At 62.2% G+C, this 16817-nt stretch carries 18 protein-coding genes; 8 read left to right on the top strand and 10 right to left on the bottom strand.

The window, feature by feature from the left end; genetic code table 11:
• Window positions 1-98 precede the first annotated feature (98 nt).
• The 3 genes from gyrA (at window position 99) to KJP30_RS02795 (ending at window position 3971) form a co-directional block, all read left to right on the top strand.
• Entirely contained in the window at window positions 99-2837 is a 2739-nt protein-coding gene (gene gyrA / locus KJP30_RS02805) for a DNA gyrase subunit A (protein ID WP_218447483.1), read from the top strand.
• A 27-nt stretch (window positions 2838-2864) separates the two neighbouring features.
• Window positions 2865-3440 (top strand): hypothetical protein, encoded by a 576-nt coding sequence (locus tag KJP30_RS02800; RefSeq protein WP_218447482.1) that lies wholly within the window; start codon window positions 2865-2867, stop codon window positions 3438-3440.
• A gap of 120 nt (window positions 3441-3560) precedes the next feature.
• Window positions 3561-3971: a DoxX family protein gene (locus KJP30_RS02795; RefSeq protein ID WP_218447481.1), complete on the top strand. Its 411-nt coding sequence runs from the start codon at window positions 3561-3563 to the stop codon at window positions 3969-3971.
• Between the two features lie 51 nt (window positions 3972-4022).
• On the opposite strand, the gene KJP30_RS02790 is transcribed toward KJP30_RS02795, so the two are convergent.
• The 3 genes from KJP30_RS02790 to ctaA form a co-directional block, all read right to left on the bottom strand.
• Window positions 4023-4337: a hypothetical protein gene (locus KJP30_RS02790; RefSeq protein ID WP_218447480.1), complete on the bottom strand. Its 315-nt coding sequence runs from the start codon at window positions 4335-4337 to the stop codon at window positions 4023-4025.
• Window positions 4338-4458: 121 nt separating this feature from the next.
• Window positions 4459-5934, bottom strand: coding sequence for a carboxypeptidase M32 (locus KJP30_RS02785; protein ID WP_218447479.1), 1476 nt, complete (start codon window positions 5932-5934; stop codon window positions 4459-4461).
• Window positions 5935-7080 (bottom strand): heme A synthase, encoded by a 1146-nt coding sequence (gene ctaA, locus KJP30_RS02780; RefSeq protein ID WP_218447478.1) that lies wholly within the window; start codon window positions 7078-7080, stop codon window positions 5935-5937.
• A 212-nt stretch (window positions 7081-7292) separates the two neighbouring features.
• Here ctaA and KJP30_RS02775 point away from each other — a divergent pair, with 212 nt between their 5' ends.
• From KJP30_RS02775 to KJP30_RS02765, 3 genes are all read left to right on the top strand, one after another.
• A complete protein-coding gene (locus KJP30_RS02775) occupies window positions 7293-7634 on the top strand; it encodes an SH3 domain-containing protein (RefSeq protein WP_218447477.1) in 342 nt (113 codons plus the stop codon).
• A 490-nt stretch (window positions 7635-8124) separates the two neighbouring features.
• Window positions 8125-8466, top strand: coding sequence for an SH3 domain-containing protein (locus KJP30_RS02770; protein WP_218447477.1), 342 nt, complete (start codon window positions 8125-8127; stop codon window positions 8464-8466).
• 236 nt (window positions 8467-8702) lie between these two features.
• A complete protein-coding gene (locus KJP30_RS02765; RefSeq protein WP_218447476.1) occupies window positions 8703-9077 on the top strand; it encodes an SH3 domain-containing protein in 375 nt (124 codons plus the stop codon).
• Window positions 9078-9151: 74 nt separating this feature from the next.
• Here KJP30_RS02765 and KJP30_RS02760 read toward each other — a convergent pair whose 3' ends face one another.
• Window positions 9152-9901, bottom strand: coding sequence for an RNA methyltransferase (locus tag KJP30_RS02760; protein WP_218447475.1), 750 nt, complete (start codon window positions 9899-9901; stop codon window positions 9152-9154).
• Window positions 9902-10028: 127 nt separating this feature from the next.
• Here KJP30_RS02760 and KJP30_RS02755 point away from each other — a divergent pair, with 127 nt between their 5' ends.
• The gene (locus KJP30_RS02755) at window positions 10029-10655 is read left to right on the top strand and encodes a thiamine phosphate synthase (RefSeq protein WP_218447474.1); all 627 of its coding nucleotides are present in this window, start codon (window positions 10029-10031) and stop codon (window positions 10653-10655) included.
• 35 nt (window positions 10656-10690) lie between these two features.
• Here the strand turns inward: KJP30_RS02755 and olsA are convergent, their stop codons facing one another.
• The 3 genes from olsA to KJP30_RS02740 all read right to left on the bottom strand — a co-directional run bounded on the left by olsA (window position 10691) and on the right by KJP30_RS02740 (window position 12615).
• The gene (gene olsA, locus KJP30_RS02750; RefSeq protein ID WP_218447473.1) at window positions 10691-11548 is read right to left on the bottom strand and encodes a lyso-ornithine lipid O-acyltransferase; all 858 of its coding nucleotides are present in this window, start codon (window positions 11546-11548) and stop codon (window positions 10691-10693) included.
• A gap of 7 nt (window positions 11549-11555) precedes the next feature.
• Entirely contained in the window at window positions 11556-12308 is a 753-nt protein-coding gene (gene olsB / locus KJP30_RS02745; RefSeq protein WP_218447472.1) for an L-ornithine N(alpha)-acyltransferase, read from the bottom strand.
• 124 nt (window positions 12309-12432) lie between these two features.
• Window positions 12433-12615, bottom strand: a complete 183-nt coding sequence (locus tag KJP30_RS02740; RefSeq protein ID WP_218447471.1) for a DUF3553 domain-containing protein — start codon at window positions 12613-12615, stop codon at window positions 12433-12435.
• 28 nt (window positions 12616-12643) lie between these two features.
• Here KJP30_RS02740 and KJP30_RS02735 point away from each other — a divergent pair, with 28 nt between their 5' ends.
• Window positions 12644-13249: a histidine phosphotransferase family protein gene (locus KJP30_RS02735; RefSeq protein ID WP_218447470.1), complete on the top strand. Its 606-nt coding sequence runs from the start codon at window positions 12644-12646 to the stop codon at window positions 13247-13249.
• Between the two features lie 20 nt (window positions 13250-13269).
• Here KJP30_RS02735 and KJP30_RS02730 read toward each other — a convergent pair whose 3' ends face one another.
• From KJP30_RS02730 to obgE, 3 genes are all read right to left on the bottom strand, one after another.
• Complete coding sequence (locus KJP30_RS02730; RefSeq protein ID WP_218447469.1) at window positions 13270-14535, bottom strand: glutamate-5-semialdehyde dehydrogenase; 1266 nt, start codon at window positions 14533-14535, stop codon at window positions 13270-13272.
• Between the two features lie 71 nt (window positions 14536-14606).
• On the bottom strand, window positions 14607-15713 hold the full coding sequence (gene proB, locus KJP30_RS02725) for a glutamate 5-kinase (RefSeq protein ID WP_218447468.1): 1107 nt from the start codon (window positions 15711-15713) through the stop codon (window positions 14607-14609).
• Window positions 15701-16744: a GTPase ObgE gene (gene obgE / locus KJP30_RS02720; protein WP_218447467.1), complete on the bottom strand. Its 1044-nt coding sequence runs from the start codon at window positions 16742-16744 to the stop codon at window positions 15701-15703. Before obgE ends, proB begins: the two co-directional genes overlap by 13 nt.
• Between the last annotated feature and the right edge of the window lie 73 nt (window positions 16745-16817).

Below are 16817 nucleotides of genomic sequence, written 5' to 3'. Positions count from 1 at the left end.
GCCAAACTGCGTGACCCGTGCCGCCATTGCGCCCTACAGATAGTCTCTGATATAAGACCTCCAACAAGATATGGCAGACAAACCGACAGGCCCCTTACGTGAGCGACACGCCAGAAACACCTGAAAATACAGAACAAAATCCGCCAGAGTATCGCGGTCCTTCGATCTCGATCGAAACGGAGATGAAGTCGAGCTACCTCGACTATGCCATGTCCGTGATCGTCAGCCGGGCGATCCCCGATCTGCGCGACGGCCTAAAACCTGTGCACCGCCGCATCCTATATGCCATGTACGAGGGCAACTATACGCCCGACAAGGCCTACCGGAAGTCGGCGAAATCCGTGGGTGAGGTGATGGGCAACTATCACCCCCACGGCGATTCCGCGATTTACGATGCGCTGGTCCGCATGGCGCAGGATTTCTCCATGTCGCTGCCGCTGATCGACGGACAGGGCAACTTTGGCTCGATGGACGGCGATCCGCCGGCCGCGATGCGTTACACCGAAAGCCGTCTGGCGAAATCTGCGCTGTCCCTGCTCGCGGATATCGACAAGGAAACCGTCGATTTTCAAGACAACTATGACGGCAAGGAACGCGAACCTACGGTCCTGCCGGCGCGCTATCCCAACGTGCTGGTCAATGGTGCCGAAGGCATCGCCGTCGGCATGGCCACCCGGATTCCGCCGCATAACCTGGGTGAAGTCATCGACGCCACGCTGGCCTTGATCGAAAACCCCGACCTGTCGACCGAGGAATTGATCGACTATATCCCCGCCCCGGATTTTCCGACCGGCGGCGTGATCCTTGGACGTTCCGGCGCGCGCAAGGCCTATCTCGAAGGTCGCGGCAGCGTCATCATCCGCGCCAAGACCCGGATCGAGGAGATCCGCAAGGATCGCTTTGCCATCGTCATCGACGAGATCCCCTATCAGGTGAACAAGGCCACGATGATCGAACGGATCGCCGAAGCGGCCCGCGACAAAAAGATCGAGGGCATCGCCCACGTACAGGACGAATCCGACCGGGACGGCGTGCGCGTGGTTGTCGAACTCAAGCGCGATGCGACCGGCGAAGTTGTGCTGAACCAGCTTTTCCGCTTTACGCCGATGCAGGTCAGCTTTGGCTGCAACATGCTGGCATTGAACGGCGGCAAGCCGGAACAATTGACCCTGTACGGTTTCCTCAGCGCCTTTATCGATTTCCGCGAGGATGTGGTTGCCCGCCGCACCGCCTATCTGCTGCGCAAGGCCCGCGAACGCTCGCACATTCTTTGCGGACTGGCGGTTGCCGTATCCAACGTGGATGAGGTTGTCGCCACCATCCGTGCCAGCGCCGACGCCGCCGAGGCCCGCGAAAAGCTGATGGAGCGCCGCTGGCCCGCCGAAGAAATCCTGCCGTATATCCGGCTGATCGACGATCCGACCCACCGCGAAAACGAGGACGGCACCTATAACCTCTCCGAGGCACAGGCGCGTGCAATCCTTGAACTGCGGTTGCAGCGCCTCACCCAACTGGGCGTCAAGGAAGTCACGGACGAGCTGGAAGACCTTGCTGCCAAGATCAAGGACTACCTCGACATCCTGTCGTCGCGCGAACGCATCATGCAGATCATCAGCGACGAAATGCGCGCGATCCGCGATGAATTTGCCGTGCCGCGCCGGACCGAGATCACCGAATGGGCTGGCGATCTGGAGGACGAGGATCTGATCGAGCGTGAGGACATGGTCGTCACGGTCACTCAATCCGGCTATATCAAGCGCACCGCGCTGGCCGACTTCCGCGCGCAAAAACGCGGCGGCAAGGGGCTGTCCGGCATGGCCACCAAGGACGACGACGTGGTGACCACGCTTTTCGTCGCCAACACGCATACGCAGCTGTTGTTCTTCACCACCGAAGGCATGGTTTACAAGCTCAAGACTTGGCGCCTGCCGCTGGGTGGACGGACGTCCAAGGGCAAGGCCATCGTCAATATCCTGCCGATCCCGGCGGGCGTGTCGATTGCCGCCATCATGCCGGTCGACCGCGACGAAAGCGAATGGGACGATCTGCAAATCGTCTTTGCTACCTCCAAGGGCAGCGTCCGCCGCAACCGGTTGTCGGATTTCACCAACGTCATGCGCAACGGCAAGATCGCGATGAAATTCGAAGGTGAGGATGAGAACACCCGCCTGATCAACGCGCGCATCTGTTCCGAGGATGACGACGTGATGCTGGTGACGAACTCTGGCCGTGCGATCCGCTTTCCGGTGCCTGAGGTGCGTGTCTTCAACTCGCGCAATTCCACCGGCGTGCGCGGTATCCGCCTGTCGAATGGCGACGAGGTCGTATCGATGTCGATCATCCGGCACTTCGATGCCTCGTCTGACGAACGTGCGTCTTACCTCAAGATGCGCCGCGCCATGGCCGGTCTGACCGATGATGCCGAGGCACCGGAAGAGGAAGACGGCAACGCCGACAGCGCGCTGCCGCAGGACCGCTATGCCGAAATGTCGGCGGCAGAGAACCTGATCCTGACGATCACCGCAAAAGGCTTGGGCAAACTGTCCTCCAGCCACGACTATCCGGTCCGGGGCCGTGGCGGCATGGGTGTGACCGCTTGGGAGAAATCCATGCGCGGCGGTGAAATTGTCGCCTCTTTCCCGGTGGAAATGGACGATCAGATCATGCTTGCCACATCGACGGGCCAGTCGATCCGGGTGCCGGTGGACGGGATTTCGTTCCGCTCGCGCAGCGCCGGCGGGGTCAAGGTCTTTAACACCGGGGCCGGCGAAACCGTGGTGTCGGTTGCATGGATCGCGGACCAGGGCGAAGACGGCGAAGAAAACGCCTCTGAGTAACCAGTGAACTGAAAAGGGTTTGTGTAAATGCGTATTCTGTCCTTGCTGATCACGCTTGCCGCTTTTGCGGCAGGCGTCATGTTCATGGTGTCGCGCTATGAGCGGTATCAGCAAAATAATCGGATCGAAGCGCAAAACCTCCGCAAATCGGACGCGAACAAGGTGGTCAAGGCGATCAACGCCATGGACCGTCATTCGCGCAGCTGCACCGACTACATGATCGGCCTGACCACCGGAACCTTCGAACAAGAGGCCACAACCGCAAATGTGGCCCTGTTCTTTGGTGAGACCTGCGGCAAGAGCATGACCACCGAGGCGACGAAGGCCACTGACGTTATTGCCGGGTTGGCCAACGAAGACGACGGCGTGGCCGGACGGACCAAGTTCCTCTCCGAGGCGCGGGCGCTTGTCGAAACCTATCGCAGCCAAGCGTCGGATTTCGAGGCGGCCTACCAATTGCTTAAGGCCGCGGGGTCGCAATCCGCCCGGGCCGCGCTGAACCCGCAGGTCACACCGATGATGAACCGGGCCATTCCTGCCATCAACCGCGGGTTGGATGGTCTGGAATCGGCGCGCAGGGCCTATATCTATCCCAACGGCTAAACGCATCGGGCACAGGGGTTTCCTTTGCCCGAAAGCGCACAGATCCTGTGAAAAAGCGCGAGGTTTCATTTTCGCAGGGATCGCTATGTGGGTGTGCATCGGACCAATAGGAGATGCACCATGTCCACCTCAATGACCCAAACCAGCGGTTTGCTCGTCGCCCGTATCCTGCTGGGCGTTTTGTTTGTGATGGCCGGGATCGGCAAGCTTGGCGATGTGCAGGGCTTTGCCGGTTACATGGCCAGCGGCGGTGTGCCCGCCATTCTGGCCTGGCCCGTGATCCTGCTGGAAATCATCGGCGGCCTTGCCCTGATCGTCGGTTTTCAAACCCGCCTTGCGGCGCTGGCGCTTGGCCTGTTTTCACTGGCCTCTGGCGTGCTGTATCACTACGTGCCCGGCGACCAGATGCAGATGACCATGTTCCTCAAGAACATCGCGCTGACCGGTGGCTATCTTGCACTGGCCATTGCCGGTCCGGGCGACTGGTCTCTTGATCGCGTGATGGGCGGGGCTGCGCCGCAGCGCGCCTGAACCTGAGCGACCTGTCGGGGCGGACCACGAAAGGGTCCGCCCCGTTTGCCATCAGTCGGTGCCCGAGGCCGAGGACACCGCAATCAAGGCGATAACCCCTGCAATCACGGCGCCCGCTCCGATTGGAAAGGGATCGCCGGACACTACGCCGCCCCCCGCCACGCGCCGGCAATAGCGGATCTCTTGCCCGTCGCGCTGTTCGGTCTCCGGGCGGCAGTTGTAGGTCACACCATCCTGCCCCAGAACCTGCACCGTATAAACCGGCACGCCAGACGGCCCCAGCACACGGGCCTCTGTTGTAGATTGCGCCTGCGCCCCTTGGGCCAATCCGGCCAATAGCGCCACGCTGGCAATGAATGTTTTCATCGCGTTTACTCCCCTTTCCACCTTGGTGTCACAAATCTGACATGTGGCGGGGTGCAGGGTCACCGGGAAAAATCGCGCCACAGGATCACCCGTGGCGCAACCAATCCTTCCAGACAGACGTTCAAAGCCCGTAGAGGCCCGAGAATTTCTCTTCGAGATAATCCAGCAAGGGGGCCTCGGACGGGGCGGCCCCACTGGCGCGTTCAATCACCTCGCGCGGGGTGAACAGACCCCCATGCTGTTGCAGGCTCTCCTTGAGCCAACCCGTCGCGCCAGAGGTGTCGCCCTGCGCCAACTGGTCGTCCAGCGCGGGAACGGCCGCCCGCAGCGCCTTGTACAGGCACCCCGCATAGACATTGCCCAATGAATAGGTCGGGAAGTAGCCAAACAGTCCCGCGGACCAATGGACGTCCTGCAAAACGCCGTCCGAAGGCTTGTCGACGGCAAAGCCGAAATCGGCAAGGAACCGGTCGTTCCACGCGGTTTCAAGATCATCGACCAGCAGATCGCCCGAGATCAGCGCCCGTTCCAGATCGAACCGCAAGAGCACATGCAGGTTATACTGCAATTCGTCGGCCTCGGTGCGGATATAACCGTTCCGAACCTGATTCACCGCGGCATAAAATCCATCTTCGTCCGCGATCCCGAAATCGCCAAAGGTGTCGCGCATCTGGCCGTACAGCCAACCGGTAAACGCCCGAGAGCGCCCGATCTGGTTCTCGTAAATCCTGCTTTGGCTTTCGTGTACACCCATGGACACGCCCGCACCCAGCGGGGTCAACCGATACGCCGGGTTGATGTTCTGCTCATAGCTGGCGTGGCCGACCTCGTGGATTGTCGAATAGAAACAGTTGAACGGCTCCAGCGCGACGGTCCGCGTGGTGATGCGAACATCATCGCCCGATCCCGAACTGAACGGATGCACCGCCTTGTCCACGCGCCCGCGTTTCATGTCATAGCCAAAGGTCTTGGCCAGCAGGCGGGCAAGTTTCATCTGGCCGGCTTCATCGAAGGCTCCGTTCAGACCCTGCGGTTGCGGTTGAGCCAGAACGGCCTCGCGCAGGGCCACCAATCGCGGCCGCAATGCGCCGAACATGGCCTCAAGATCTGCGGCCTTGGCACCCGGCTCGTAGTCATCCAGCAGCGCGTCATAGACATCGCCACCCGCAGCCAGTGCCGCCCCTTCTTCCTGCCGCAGCGCGATGATCTCTTTCAGCGCGGGAGCAAAGGCCGCGAAATCGTCATCGGCCCGGGCTTCGGCCCAGATGACATGGCAGCGGCTGACCATACGCGCGATTTCCGAGGCCAATCTTTCGGGCACGCGGACGCTGCGTTCATGGCTGCGGCGGATGTGGCGCAGTTGCGCCTTGGCAACCGGATCCTGCGCGGCCTCTGCGCTGGCCTCAAGCCACTCTCCGATCCGCGGGTCGGTGCGCCGTTGGTGTAACACCGCCTCCATCGCCGCGCGTTCGTCACTGCGCTGGTCCGCCGCCCCCCGCGGCATCATGGTCTCCTGATCCCAGCTCAACCGCCCTGCGACCTGTGCCAGCGCCTCTGTTTCGCGCTGGAAGGCCATCAATTCTTCGTAGGCACCCATTCAGGCTGTCCCTCTTATGCTTTGTGGTGCGGGGTATCGCGCCGCAAAGCGCGCCCGCAAGATCAATGCCCAAAGTGCAACCGCCCCCAGCTGATGCACGATGGCAATATGCCAGGGCGCGGCATACACAACCGTGACGATACCCAGCACAACCTGTAGCAGCAAGACCGCAAAAACCGCATTGAACCGGAACCGTGTATCCGTGTTCGGAGAGCGACGCGCCCGCAGCCACACCACGATCCCGAAGACAAACAACAGGTAACCCGATACCCGGTGAATGAACTGCACAAGGCCCGCGTTTTCAAAGTAGTTGCGCCAGACCGGCTCTAGGTCAAAGGCATTCGACGGAAACAGCTCGCCCCCCATGAGAGGCCAGTCGTTATAGCTGCGCCCCGCATCGATCCCGGCCACCAATGCGCCCAGAAGGATCTGCAAAAAGGCAAAATGCATCAGCCCCGTGGACATCGAGAACAGCTTGGGTTCGGCGCTGCGTCGCGCCTGCATCAGGGCGCGTTCCTCGAAAGTCAGGTTATAGACATACCAGGCGATCAGACCGAGGATCACAAAAGCTAGACCCAGATGCGTGGCCAGCCGATAAGAGGCCACATCCAGCATCTCGCCGCCAAGGCCGGAGTAAACCATCCACCAGCCGATCGCCCCTTGCAGCCCGCCAAGGACGCCAAGTCCGAACAGCCGCCCGGTCCAGCCCTTCGGGATTGACCCGGCAACAAGGAACCCAAGAAAGCCGATGGCCCAGACAAGGCCGATCACCCGGCCCAACTGACGGTGGCCCCATTCCCACCAATAGATCGCCTTGAACTCGGACAGGCTCATACCCTTGTTCTGCAACTGGTACTCGGGGATCTGTTTGTATTTCTCGAACTCGGCGTCCCATGTTTCGGCGTTCATCGGCGGCAAGGCCCCGGTGATCGGCTTCCATTCGGTGATGGACAGGCCGGAATCCGTCAGACGTGTCAGACCGCCCACCGCGATCATCACCATCACCAGAACGAACAACAGCATGAGCCACAGGCGCACCGCGCCCCGCGCGCCGCGCTTTCCCGCGTCGATCATGCCGCCTGCCGGGGCCGCCGGCGTCTTGGCCCCTTCTCCCACTTCTTCGAACAGCTTGCGTTTCTCTGCCATTCCAGCCTCCGCCAATTTTCGCGGACAGTAGAGCGACCGCCCAGTGCCTTCAAGCGCGGCACTCTGAGGCAGGCCGGGGTCGGGAATACCTCCGTCAGGAATGCCGGACTTATGGGCCGGGACGCAAAAGCCTAGATTGAGGGCACAGGACAAGACGACCACCAAGCCAAGACAGCCCAACAGATCAACGACTTACCCAAAGGACTTGACCCATGAAAAAGATCATCCTCTCCGCCATCATCGCCGCAACTGCAATGACCGCTTCGGCAGCTTCCGCCACGCAGGCCTGGATCGGTCACAACCATCTGAATGCGCGCTCCGGCCCCGGTGTCCAGTACCACAAGCTGGGTGTCTTCAACCCCTGCACCCCGGTCCATATCGTCAAGTACACCACGGACCACTACGGCAACCCGACCTGGTACAAGGTGGCCTTCAACCACAAGTACTACTGGGTGAAGGCCGACTACGTGCAGGGCCACGCCTGCCACTGGGCCCCGAAGAAGAAGAAGCACGTCCAGCACTGGGCCCCGAAAAAGCACTGGAACCACTACTGATCCTTCCTCTGGCGGCCAGTTCCTCCTCCCGGCTGGCCCCGGATCCCCTCGCGGACCGATCCCAAAACGGATCGGTCCGTTTCTTTTTGGGCGGGAGCAAGCGGGTGGTTTCCGGCCGCGCCGGTCCAGAATGCAAAGGGCCAGACGCGGCGGTTGTCGGCGGGATGCGCGCCACTTTGTTCCACCGTTCAGACGAAAACCACTGCCGTTGCACGTCCGCCAAAGCGGGGAGCCGTCCGGCGCGGCGGCGCGGACCGAATGGCTTTCACCGAAGCCAAAGTCGGCAACCAGCACAAGCCCAAACCGCGTGAAAATCCGCCCCTATCCGTCTGAAAGGTAGGGAAAACCCGCAGTCGGTCGGGAATACCTCCGTCAGGAATGCCGGACTTATGGGCCGGGGCGCAAAAGCCTAGATTGAGGGCACAGGACAAGACGACCACCAAGCCAAGACAGCACAACAGATCAACGACTTACCCAAAGGACTTGACCCATGAAAAAGATCATCCTCTCCGCCATCATCGCCGCAACCGCAATGACCGCTTCGGCAGCTTCCGCCACGCAGGCCTGGATCGGTCACAACCATCTGAATGCGCGCTCCGGCCCCGGTGTCCAGTACCACAAGCTGGGTGTCTTCAACCCCTGCACCCCGGTCCATATCGTCAAATACACCACGGACCACTACGGCAACCCGACCTGGTACAAGGTGGCCTTCAACCACAAGTACTACTGGGTGAAAGCCGACTACGTGCAGGGCCACGCCTGCCACTGGGCCCCGAAGAAGAAGAAGCACGTCCAGCACTGGGCCCCGAAAAAGCACTGGAACCACTACTGATCCTTCCTCTGGTGGCCAGTTCCTCCTCCCGGCTGGCCCCGGATCCCCTCGCGGACCGATCCCAAAACGGATCGGTCCGTTTCTTTTTGGGCGGGAACAAGCGGGTGGTTTCCCTTCGGTCAGGAATGCCTGACTTATGACCTGCGCCGGAACAACGTAGGTTGAGACCACAAGTTCAAGAGTTCGCCCCTTCCATTGCCTAGACGACCGATCATAGATCCCAAAGGACAACAGACATGAAAACCTTGATCATCTCCGCCGCCGTCGCCGCCGCAACGCTTGCCGGGACCGCCGCCTCGGCCGGTCAGGCCTGGGTTGGCCAGAGCCACCTGAATTACCGCACCGGCCCCGGCCAGAATTATCCGGTGGCAGGCACATTTACCCCCTGCACCGCGCTGGACACCTATGACACGCAATATGGCTGGGTGCAGATCCAGTATCAGGGCCAGTATTACTGGGTCCACGGCGATTACATCGTGAACTACGCCTGCACCTACACGCCGCCGAAGAAGGTCTATACCGCTCCGAAGCAGACTTATTCGGCCCCCAAGAAGAATGGCTACTCCGGCGGCTATTCGGGTGGCTACTCGGGCGGCGGCAGCAACTACTGATCGCGCCTGACACCCCCGGCGCCGGTTCCCCTCCCTGTCCGGCCCGGCCAACTTGCGGACTGATCCCCCACGGATCAGTCCGTTTTCTTGTCTTTCCAGCGCACCATCTGCCGCATCATGCCGTGCAGCATCTGCACATCGGCGCGGGTCAACGGCAGGCGCGACCACATGTTGCGCAGGTTGACCTTCATGCTTTCGGCCTTGTGTTCGGGAAAGAAGAACCCCGCCTCGTCCATGCGGTCTTCGTAATGGCGGGCAAGATGTTCGACCTCGTGCTGTTGCGCCACCTCGGTTCCGGCCATCGACTCGATAACTGCCGGCACCGTTTCGCTGGCCCGGCGCCATTCATAGGCGCACAACAACACGCATTGGGCGAGGTTGAGCGAGGCGAAGTCCGGGTTGACCGGCACCGAAATGATGCCGTTGGCCGGGGCGATATCCTCGTTCTCAAGGCCTGCCCTTTCGGGACCAAAGATTACCGCCACTTTCTCACCAGCCGCGATTCGCCGGGCGCATTCCGTCATGGCGGCCTCGGGTGTCCAGACCGTCTTGGTCAGGTCACGTGGCCGCGCCGTGGTGGCCAGAACAAAAGAACAATCCCCGATCGCTCCGGGCAGGTCCTCGGAAAGCTGCGCCTCGTCCAACAGCCGTCCCGCCCCGCTGGACATCGCGACGGCGCGGGAATTGGGCCAACCGTCGCGCGGATCAACGATCCGCATCCGGTCCAGACCGAAATTCCACATCGCCCGTGCCGCTGCGCCGATGTTTTCGCCCATCTGGGGCCGCACCAGCACAAAGGCCGGCTGAGGTGTACCTGTCGCCATCATTCTCTCCGTCGGATCGGCGGAGGGGTAATGCGCGAAAGACCCGGGGGCAATGGCATGAAACGAAAAAGCCGGGTGCATTAGCCGCTGAGCCGCGCTAATAGGACGGTCGGTTCAGGAGAACAGAATGACGACCCAAGACCCCGATACCCCGCAGATCTACCTGGTCACTCCACCCGAGTTCGACCTTGGCAGTTTCCCCGAGCTTTTGGGCCGGGTCATCGGTGAGGTGGACACAGCCTGCCTCCGGTTGAGCCTTGCCACCCGCGACGAAGATCGCCTGATGCGCGCCGCGGATGCGGTTCGCGAGGTGGCACATCGCGCGGATGTCGCCTTGGTCATCGACACACATGTCGTGCTGGCCGATCGGCTGGGGCTGGACGGGGTGCACCTGCTGGATGGCGCGCGGTCGGTTCGCTCGGCGCGCAAGACGCTGGGGCCGGATGCCATCGTCGGGGCCTACTGCCGCCAGTCGCGCCATGATGGCATGTCCGCAGGCGAAAGCGGCGCGGACTATGTTTCCTTCGGCCCGGTCTCGGGTGAACTTGGGGACGGTGAAACAGCCGAAACCGAGCTGTTCGCATGGTGGACCGAAATGATCGAGGTTCCCGTTGTTGCCGAAGGCGGGCTGACCCCCGAACTGGTCCGCACCCTTGCCCCTGTCACCGACTTCTTTGCCATCGGTGAAGAGATCTGGAGCCAGGAAGATCCGCTGGCGACGCTCAAGGCGCTTCGGGCCGCAATGGCGGGCTGAACGAAAAGATACCGAAACCGGGCGCTGGTGCTACGTCAGCGCCCTTCCAGAAACTCTGCCGGAACCGGCCCCAGTTCAGCCGCATGCCCTTCGCGCACGCGGGTTTCCAGGGCATGGGCAAGGCTCTTGCGGTTGGCATAGTCATCGACCCGCACCGGCGGATGATAGTCCAACACCACCCGCCCCTGTTTGCGCTGCGCGAGTATACGCAGCAAGGCAGGGCCAAATTCCATTTCGCCCCACCAGCCGTAGAACCGTGGATGCGCGCCTGCGGGTGGGTGATAGACCACGCTGACCGGTTGCACCTGTAACTGATGGTGCAGACGTTCCGAAAAAAAGGCTGCGAACAGCGTGGTCTTGAACGGCAGCACGCGAAGCCCGTCGGTCGAGGTGCCTTCGGGGAAAAACAGCAGACGGTGGCCATTCAGAAGCCGGTCCTCGAAGGCTTCGGTCTGGGCCTGCGCCTCACGCCGGTCGCGGTTGATGAACAGCGTGCCTGTCGCCCGCGCAAGCCAGCCGATCCCCGGCCATCCCGCCACCTCGGCCTTGGAAACGAAGTAGATCGTCTTGCGGCTGTTCAATACGAAAATATCCAGCCATGAGGTATGGTTGGCCACGATGGCGCCCGGGCCTCTCATCCGTTGGCCGCGCATTTCGACGGGCAGCCCCATGATCGTCAGCACGGACCGGCAGACAAACCGCGTGATATGCGGCGTCACCGGGCGGCCTGCGCCAAAGATCGGGCGTTCCACCAGGCGCAGGGCCAGCAGGATACCCAGACAACCAAAGATCACCACGACCATCAAAGGTGCCCGCCACGCTATGCGGCACCAGCCCCCAAAGCCGATGGGCGGCCAGTCAGGTTCTTTTGCGCCGGTCCATGTCTGACTCATGACCGGCTCACTGGCCACGGTCCTGCGTGTACATCGCACGCTGGCGGGCATTCATCCGTTCGGTGTCCATGATCAGGCAGACGTCCACGGTGTTGAATTCATGGTCAATGAATGCGCCCTCGCCAACGAAACCGCCCAGGCGGAGATAGGCCTTGATCAGCGCGGGCACCTGCAACATGGCGCTGCGGCGGTCGATATCGGCCTCCGGGATCAGGTCCATGGATTGGAACTCCCGCGCGCGGGTTCGCAGATCCGGCGGGGCCAGGTGGCGGTGGTGCAACAGCGACAGCGGTTCGGCCAGCGCCTGCACGTCATTGCCGTGAAAACTGGCCACTCCGAACATCACCTCGACCTTGTGTTCCAGAACATAGGCCGCCAATCCTTGCCAGAGATGGAACATCGCCGCGCCACCTCGATAGTCGCGGTGCAGGCAGGACCGCCCCAGTTCCAACAGGCGCCGCCCGCTATTGCGCAGCGCGGTGAGGTCGTATTCGTCCTCGGAGTAGAATTGCCCGGCGGCCTTGGCCTGATCGTCGCGCAGCAGGCGATAAACGCCCACGACCTCGCCGCCCTTGGTTTCGTCACGCACCAACAGATGGTCGAAAAACGGGTCGAAGCGATCCTTTTCCAGCCGGGCGTCGTGATCGACCAGCGGCCCGTCGCCGCCCAGCTCGGCAACGAACACCTCGTACCGCAGCCGCTGAGCCGCCTCGATGTCGGCCGCGCCCCGCGCCAGCCCAACCGAGAAAGCCTCTGTCATTGCGATGTCCCCCGCGCCTGCCTGCCTGACGTCCCGAGGTCATAGGCAAGCCACCGTTGGAGTGCAACGTTTGCCGTGTTACCAAGCCTCTGGTTAACCATTCTTAAACCAGTCGGCGAATACGTTAACCATCGAAAACAGGGATCAAGGTCACACGGGCACTGTCCAGTACAACCTTGCCCTGCTCCCGGAAGTTAACGGTGATGCGACCGCCAATGTTGGACTGCACCTGCCCTGTACCCCAATCCGGTTGGTCCGGGTGCTGCACCAGCATCCCGGGTTCGAGTAACGAGTTGAGTTCTGTCATTCCTGTCTCCTCCTGATCGGAGTTTCCCATGTCCCTGCCCCACGCCCAGCTCGCCGCCCTTGTCGGGTCGCGCCTGTGCCACGACCTCATCAGCCCCATCGGCGCCATTCAGAACGGGCTGGAACTGATTGCCCTAGCGGGACAAGCCGATACCAGCCCGGAAATGGACCTTATCCAGGACAGCTGCGAAAGCGCGGCTGCCCGTATCCGGTTCTTTCGCGTGGCCTTTGGCCTTGCCGGGTCCCAGCAGATGATGGGCCGGCGCGAGATCACGTCCACCCTGTCAGCCCTTGGCAAGGGCGGCAAGCTTCAGGTCGAATGGGCCCCAACCGAGGATTTGCCCCGGACCGAGGTTCAAGTGGCCTTTCTTGCCTATCTTTGCTGCGAAACCGCGCTGCCTGCCGGCGGCACCCTGCAATTCGACCGTGATCCGGCAGGTTGGACGATCACGGCACGCGGGCCGCGGCTATCCATCGACCAACCCCTGTGGGATCATCTGAACGGCAGCGTCGCGCTGGATGACCCGGCGGCGAACCGGGTGCATTTTGCCATGCTTCCGATCCTGGCCGAGGCCGCTGGCCACAAGATCTATGCCACCCAGCGGGATGACACCATCTCGATCAAGATCGCCTGACCGGGCATTCCGGTGCGGGCCTAGGCCCGCACCGTGCCGTCACCGGTCACCAGATACTTGAAACTTGTCAGCTGTTCGGCCCCGACCGGGCCGCGCGCGTGCATCTTGCCCGTGGCAATCCCGATCTCTGCGCCCATGCCAAACTCGCCGCCATCGGCGAACTGGGTCGAGGCATTGCGCATCAGGATGGCGGAATCGAGCCGTTGAAAGAACCGTTCGGCGGCGGCGTCATCCTCGGTCAGGATCGCATCCGTGTGGTTCGAACCGTACTTGCGGATATGCGCGATGGCCTGATCGATGTCATCCACCACCCGCGCGGCAATGATGCTGTCCAGATATTCGTGGCCCCAGTCCTCTGCCGTGGCGGGCACGGTCCCGGGAATGGTCTGCAATTCGGCATCGGCCCGCACCTCGACCCCGGCCTCGATCAGCGAGCGGATGATGCCCTGCCCGATGGTGTCGGCAATGTCGCGATGGATCAGCAAACACTCGGCCGAGCCGCAGATCCCTGTCCGCCGCGTCTTGGCGTTGCGCACCACGGCCAGCGATTTGACGGGATCGGCCTCCTTGTCGACGTAGACATGTACGATGCCTTCGAGATGGGCAAAGACCGGCACACGCGCCTCGCGCTGGACCAGTCCCACCAGTCCTTTGCCGCCCCGGGGCACAATGACGTCAATGTGATCGGTCATCTTCAACATCTCGCTGACCGCCGCACGGTCGCGGGTCGGCACCAGTTGGATCGCCGTTTCCGGCAATCCAGCCTCGCGCAGCCCGTCGACAAGGCAGGCGTGGATCGCGCCGGAGGAATGAAAGCTTTCCGAACCACCGCGCAGGATCACCGCATTCCCGGCCTTCAGACAAAGCGCACCGGCATCCGCGGTCACGTTGGGCCGCGATTCATAGATCACCCCAACCACACCCAAGGGGGTGCGCACGCGCTGAATGTGCAGCCCCGAAGGACGGTCCCATTCTTCCATCACGGCTCCGACCGGATCGTCTTGTGCGGCGACCATGCGCAGGCTGTCGCAGATGCCCTTGATCCGCGCCTCATCCAGCATCAGCCGGTCCATCATCGCGTCGCTCAGGCCCTTTTCGCGCCCGAACTCCATGTCCTTGGCGTTGGCCTCGATGATCTGGGCACGCGCCGCCCAGACCTTGTCGGCGGCCGCTTCCAGCGCCTGACGCTTGGTCTCGGCTGGTGCAAAGGCCAGATCCGCTGCGGCAGCACGTGCCTTTTCACCGATGTCCTGCATCAGGGCGGGGATGTTTTCGAGATCTTTCATCGCAAGAACCCTCTGGCCGTTGGAGTTTATGTCTTTCTAGTGAGAAGGCGGCGAGGCGTCAAAACAAGCCGTCACACCGCCATGTCGTCGCGGTGCACCAGAACGGCGCGGCCCGGATACCCAAGGATACCTTCGATGTCGCGGCTATGGTGCCCGGCTATGGCGCGCGCCTCTTCGGCGGTATAACGCGTCAGCCCCTGCCCCAGCGTTTCGCCCGCGACCGAGCGGATCGTCACCGGGTCGCCGCGGCCGAAATCGCCCTCGATCCCGCGCAGCCCGGCGGGCAAAAGCGATTTGCCCGAGGCCAGCGCCCGCGCCGCGCCTGCATCCACGTTCAGAACGCCTTGAGGTTTCATCGCCGCGATCCAGCGTTTGCGGGCCGCATGCGGATCGATATGCGGAGTGAACAGCGTCGACGGTGCGCCCTGAGACAAACGTTTCAGCGGATGCAGGTCGGCCCCGTGCGAGATGATCATCGCACAGCCCGAGGCTGTTGCCGTCTTGGCGGCCATGACCTTGGTTTTCATCCCGCCCTTGGAAAGGCCCGACCCGGCATCGCCTGCCATGGCCTCGATTTCGGGGGTAATGTTGTCCACCACCTCCAGCCGCCGGGCATCCGGGTCGCTGTTGGGGTTGCCGGTATACAGGCCATCCACGTCGGACAGCAGAACCAGCAGTTCGGCGCCAACCGTGACGGCAACCTGTGCGGCCAGTCGGTCATTGTCGCCATAGCGGATTTCATCGGTGGCAACGGTATCGTTCTCGTTCACGATGGGAACGACACCAAAGCCCAGCAAGGTTTCAAGCGTCGCGCGCGAGTTCAGATAGCGGCGTCGGTCGGCGCTGTCTTCCAGCGTCACAAGCACCTGCGCCGTGGTCAAATCATGCGGGGCCAGTGCCTCTTGCCACGCGCGAGCCAACTGAATCTGCCCGACGGCCGCCGCCGCCTGCGATTGTTCCAACGCCAGCACAGTGTGCGGCAGGTTGAGGATACCGCGCCCCAACGCGATGGACCCAGAAGAGACCAGCACCACATCCGCGCCGCCTGCCTTGAGGTCGGCAATGTCCTGGGCAATGGCGGTCAACCAGTCGCGGCGCAGATCGCCTGTGACCCGGTCGACCAACAGGGCCGATCCGATCTTGACGACAACGCGACGCGCCTCGGTCAGGGTTGCCATGTCCCGTCCTCTTCCTCTTCGGTGTCGGGCCGGTCCGCCACGCGCCGCGCCTCGACATGCGGGCGCAAGGCACGCAGAACCTCGGTCACGCCTTCCTTGGATGCGCCGGACATCAGCATGACATTCTCCGCGCCGACCGCTTCCAGTTCTTCCTTGAGAAAGACACGTTCCTCGGCATCCAGCGCGTCGATCTTGTTCAGGACGGTCACGCGCGGCTTGTCGGCCAGACCGGCGCCATAGGCTTCAAGCTCGTTGCAGATGGTCTGATAATCTTCCAGCAGGCTGCCCGAGGTGCCATCGACCAGATGCAGCAGCACGGCGCTGCGTTCCACGTGCCCAAGGAAGATGTCGCCAAGGCCGCGACCTTCATGTGCGCCTTCGATCAGGCCGGGAATATCGGCCACCACGAATTCCGTATTGTCGACCGAAACCACACCAAGGTTGGGGTGCAGCGTGGTAAAGGGATAATCCGCGATCTTGGGTCGCGCGTTCGACGTGGCCGACAAAAAGGTGCTTTTGCCTGCATTGGGCAGGCCCAGCAGACCAACATCGGCAATCAGTTTCAGCCGCAGCCACAAGGTCCGTTCCACGCCGTCCTGACCGGGGTTCGCGTTGCGCGGTGCCTGGTTTGTGGCGGATTTGAACCGCAGGTTGCCCCAGCCGCCGTTGCCGCCCTTGGCCAGCAGCACGCGCTGGCCCAGTTCAGTCAGATCGGCCAGCACGGTTTCTTCGTCCTCTTCGAGGATCTCGGTCCCCACCGGAACGCGCAGCACAATGTCATCGCCATCCGCACCGGTGCGGTTCTGCCCCTTGCCGGCTTGGCCGTTCTGCGCGAACCAATGCTGCTGATAGCGGAAATCGATGAGCGTGTTCAGCCCGTCGACAGCCTCGGCCCAGACAGACCCTCCGCGCCCGCCATCGCCACCATCCGGGCCACCGTATTCGATGAACTTCTCACGGCGGAAGCTGATACAGCCGTTCCCGCCCGAACCAGAGCGGATGTAGACCTTGCAGAGATCGAGGAATTTCATGGGTATGTGCTTTCGGCGAGAGACAGGCGGCGGTTTAGCGGGCTTTCAGGCCACGCTCAAGACAGGGCTTGGG

The sequence above is a fragment of the Antarctobacter sediminis genome, from assembly GCF_019218285.1.
Lineage (GTDB): Bacteria > Pseudomonadota > Alphaproteobacteria > Rhodobacterales > Rhodobacteraceae > Antarctobacter > Antarctobacter sediminis.
Note: the sequence above shows the minus strand (reverse complement) of the source record. Positions and strands in the feature narration are given on the sequence as shown.

Bases quoted from the DNA above. Each gene is read 5' to 3' on its own strand.
- KJP30_RS02800 (WP_218447482.1), top strand. From the start codon at position 2,865: ATGCGTATTCTGTCCTTGCTGATCACGCTTGCCGCTTTTGCGGCAGGC.
- KJP30_RS02795 (WP_218447481.1), top strand. From the start codon at position 3,561: ATGTCCACCTCAATGACCCAAACCAGCGGTTTGCTCGTCGCCCGTATC.
- KJP30_RS02790 (WP_218447480.1), bottom strand. From the start codon at position 4,337: ATGAAAACATTCATTGCCAGCGTGGCGCTATTGGCCGGATTGGCCCAA.
- KJP30_RS02785 (WP_218447479.1), bottom strand. From the start codon at position 5,934: ATGGGTGCCTACGAAGAATTGATGGCCTTCCAGCGCGAAACAGAGGCG.
- ctaA (WP_218447478.1), bottom strand. From the start codon at position 7,080: ATGGCAGAGAAACGCAAGCTGTTCGAAGAAGTGGGAGAAGGGGCCAAG.
- KJP30_RS02775 (WP_218447477.1), top strand. From the start codon at position 7,293: ATGAAAAAGATCATCCTCTCCGCCATCATCGCCGCAACTGCAATGACC.
- KJP30_RS02770 (WP_218447477.1), top strand. From the start codon at position 8,125: ATGAAAAAGATCATCCTCTCCGCCATCATCGCCGCAACCGCAATGACC.
- KJP30_RS02765 (WP_218447476.1), top strand. From the start codon at position 8,703: ATGAAAACCTTGATCATCTCCGCCGCCGTCGCCGCCGCAACGCTTGCC.
- KJP30_RS02760 (WP_218447475.1), bottom strand. From the start codon at position 9,901: ATGGCGACAGGTACACCTCAGCCGGCCTTTGTGCTGGTGCGGCCCCAG.
- KJP30_RS02755 (WP_218447474.1), top strand. From the start codon at position 10,029: ATGACGACCCAAGACCCCGATACCCCGCAGATCTACCTGGTCACTCCA.
- olsA (WP_218447473.1), bottom strand. From the start codon at position 11,548: ATGAGTCAGACATGGACCGGCGCAAAAGAACCTGACTGGCCGCCCATC.
- olsB (WP_218447472.1), bottom strand. From the start codon at position 12,308: ATGACAGAGGCTTTCTCGGTTGGGCTGGCGCGGGGCGCGGCCGACATC.
- KJP30_RS02740 (WP_218447471.1), bottom strand. From the start codon at position 12,615: ATGACAGAACTCAACTCGTTACTCGAACCCGGGATGCTGGTGCAGCAC.
- KJP30_RS02735 (WP_218447470.1), top strand. From the start codon at position 12,644: ATGTCCCTGCCCCACGCCCAGCTCGCCGCCCTTGTCGGGTCGCGCCTG.
- KJP30_RS02730 (WP_218447469.1), bottom strand. From the start codon at position 14,535: ATGAAAGATCTCGAAAACATCCCCGCCCTGATGCAGGACATCGGTGAA.
- proB (WP_218447468.1), bottom strand. From the start codon at position 15,713: ATGGCAACCCTGACCGAGGCGCGTCGCGTTGTCGTCAAGATCGGATCG.
- obgE (WP_218447467.1), bottom strand. From the start codon at position 16,744: ATGAAATTCCTCGATCTCTGCAAGGTCTACATCCGCTCTGGTTCGGGC.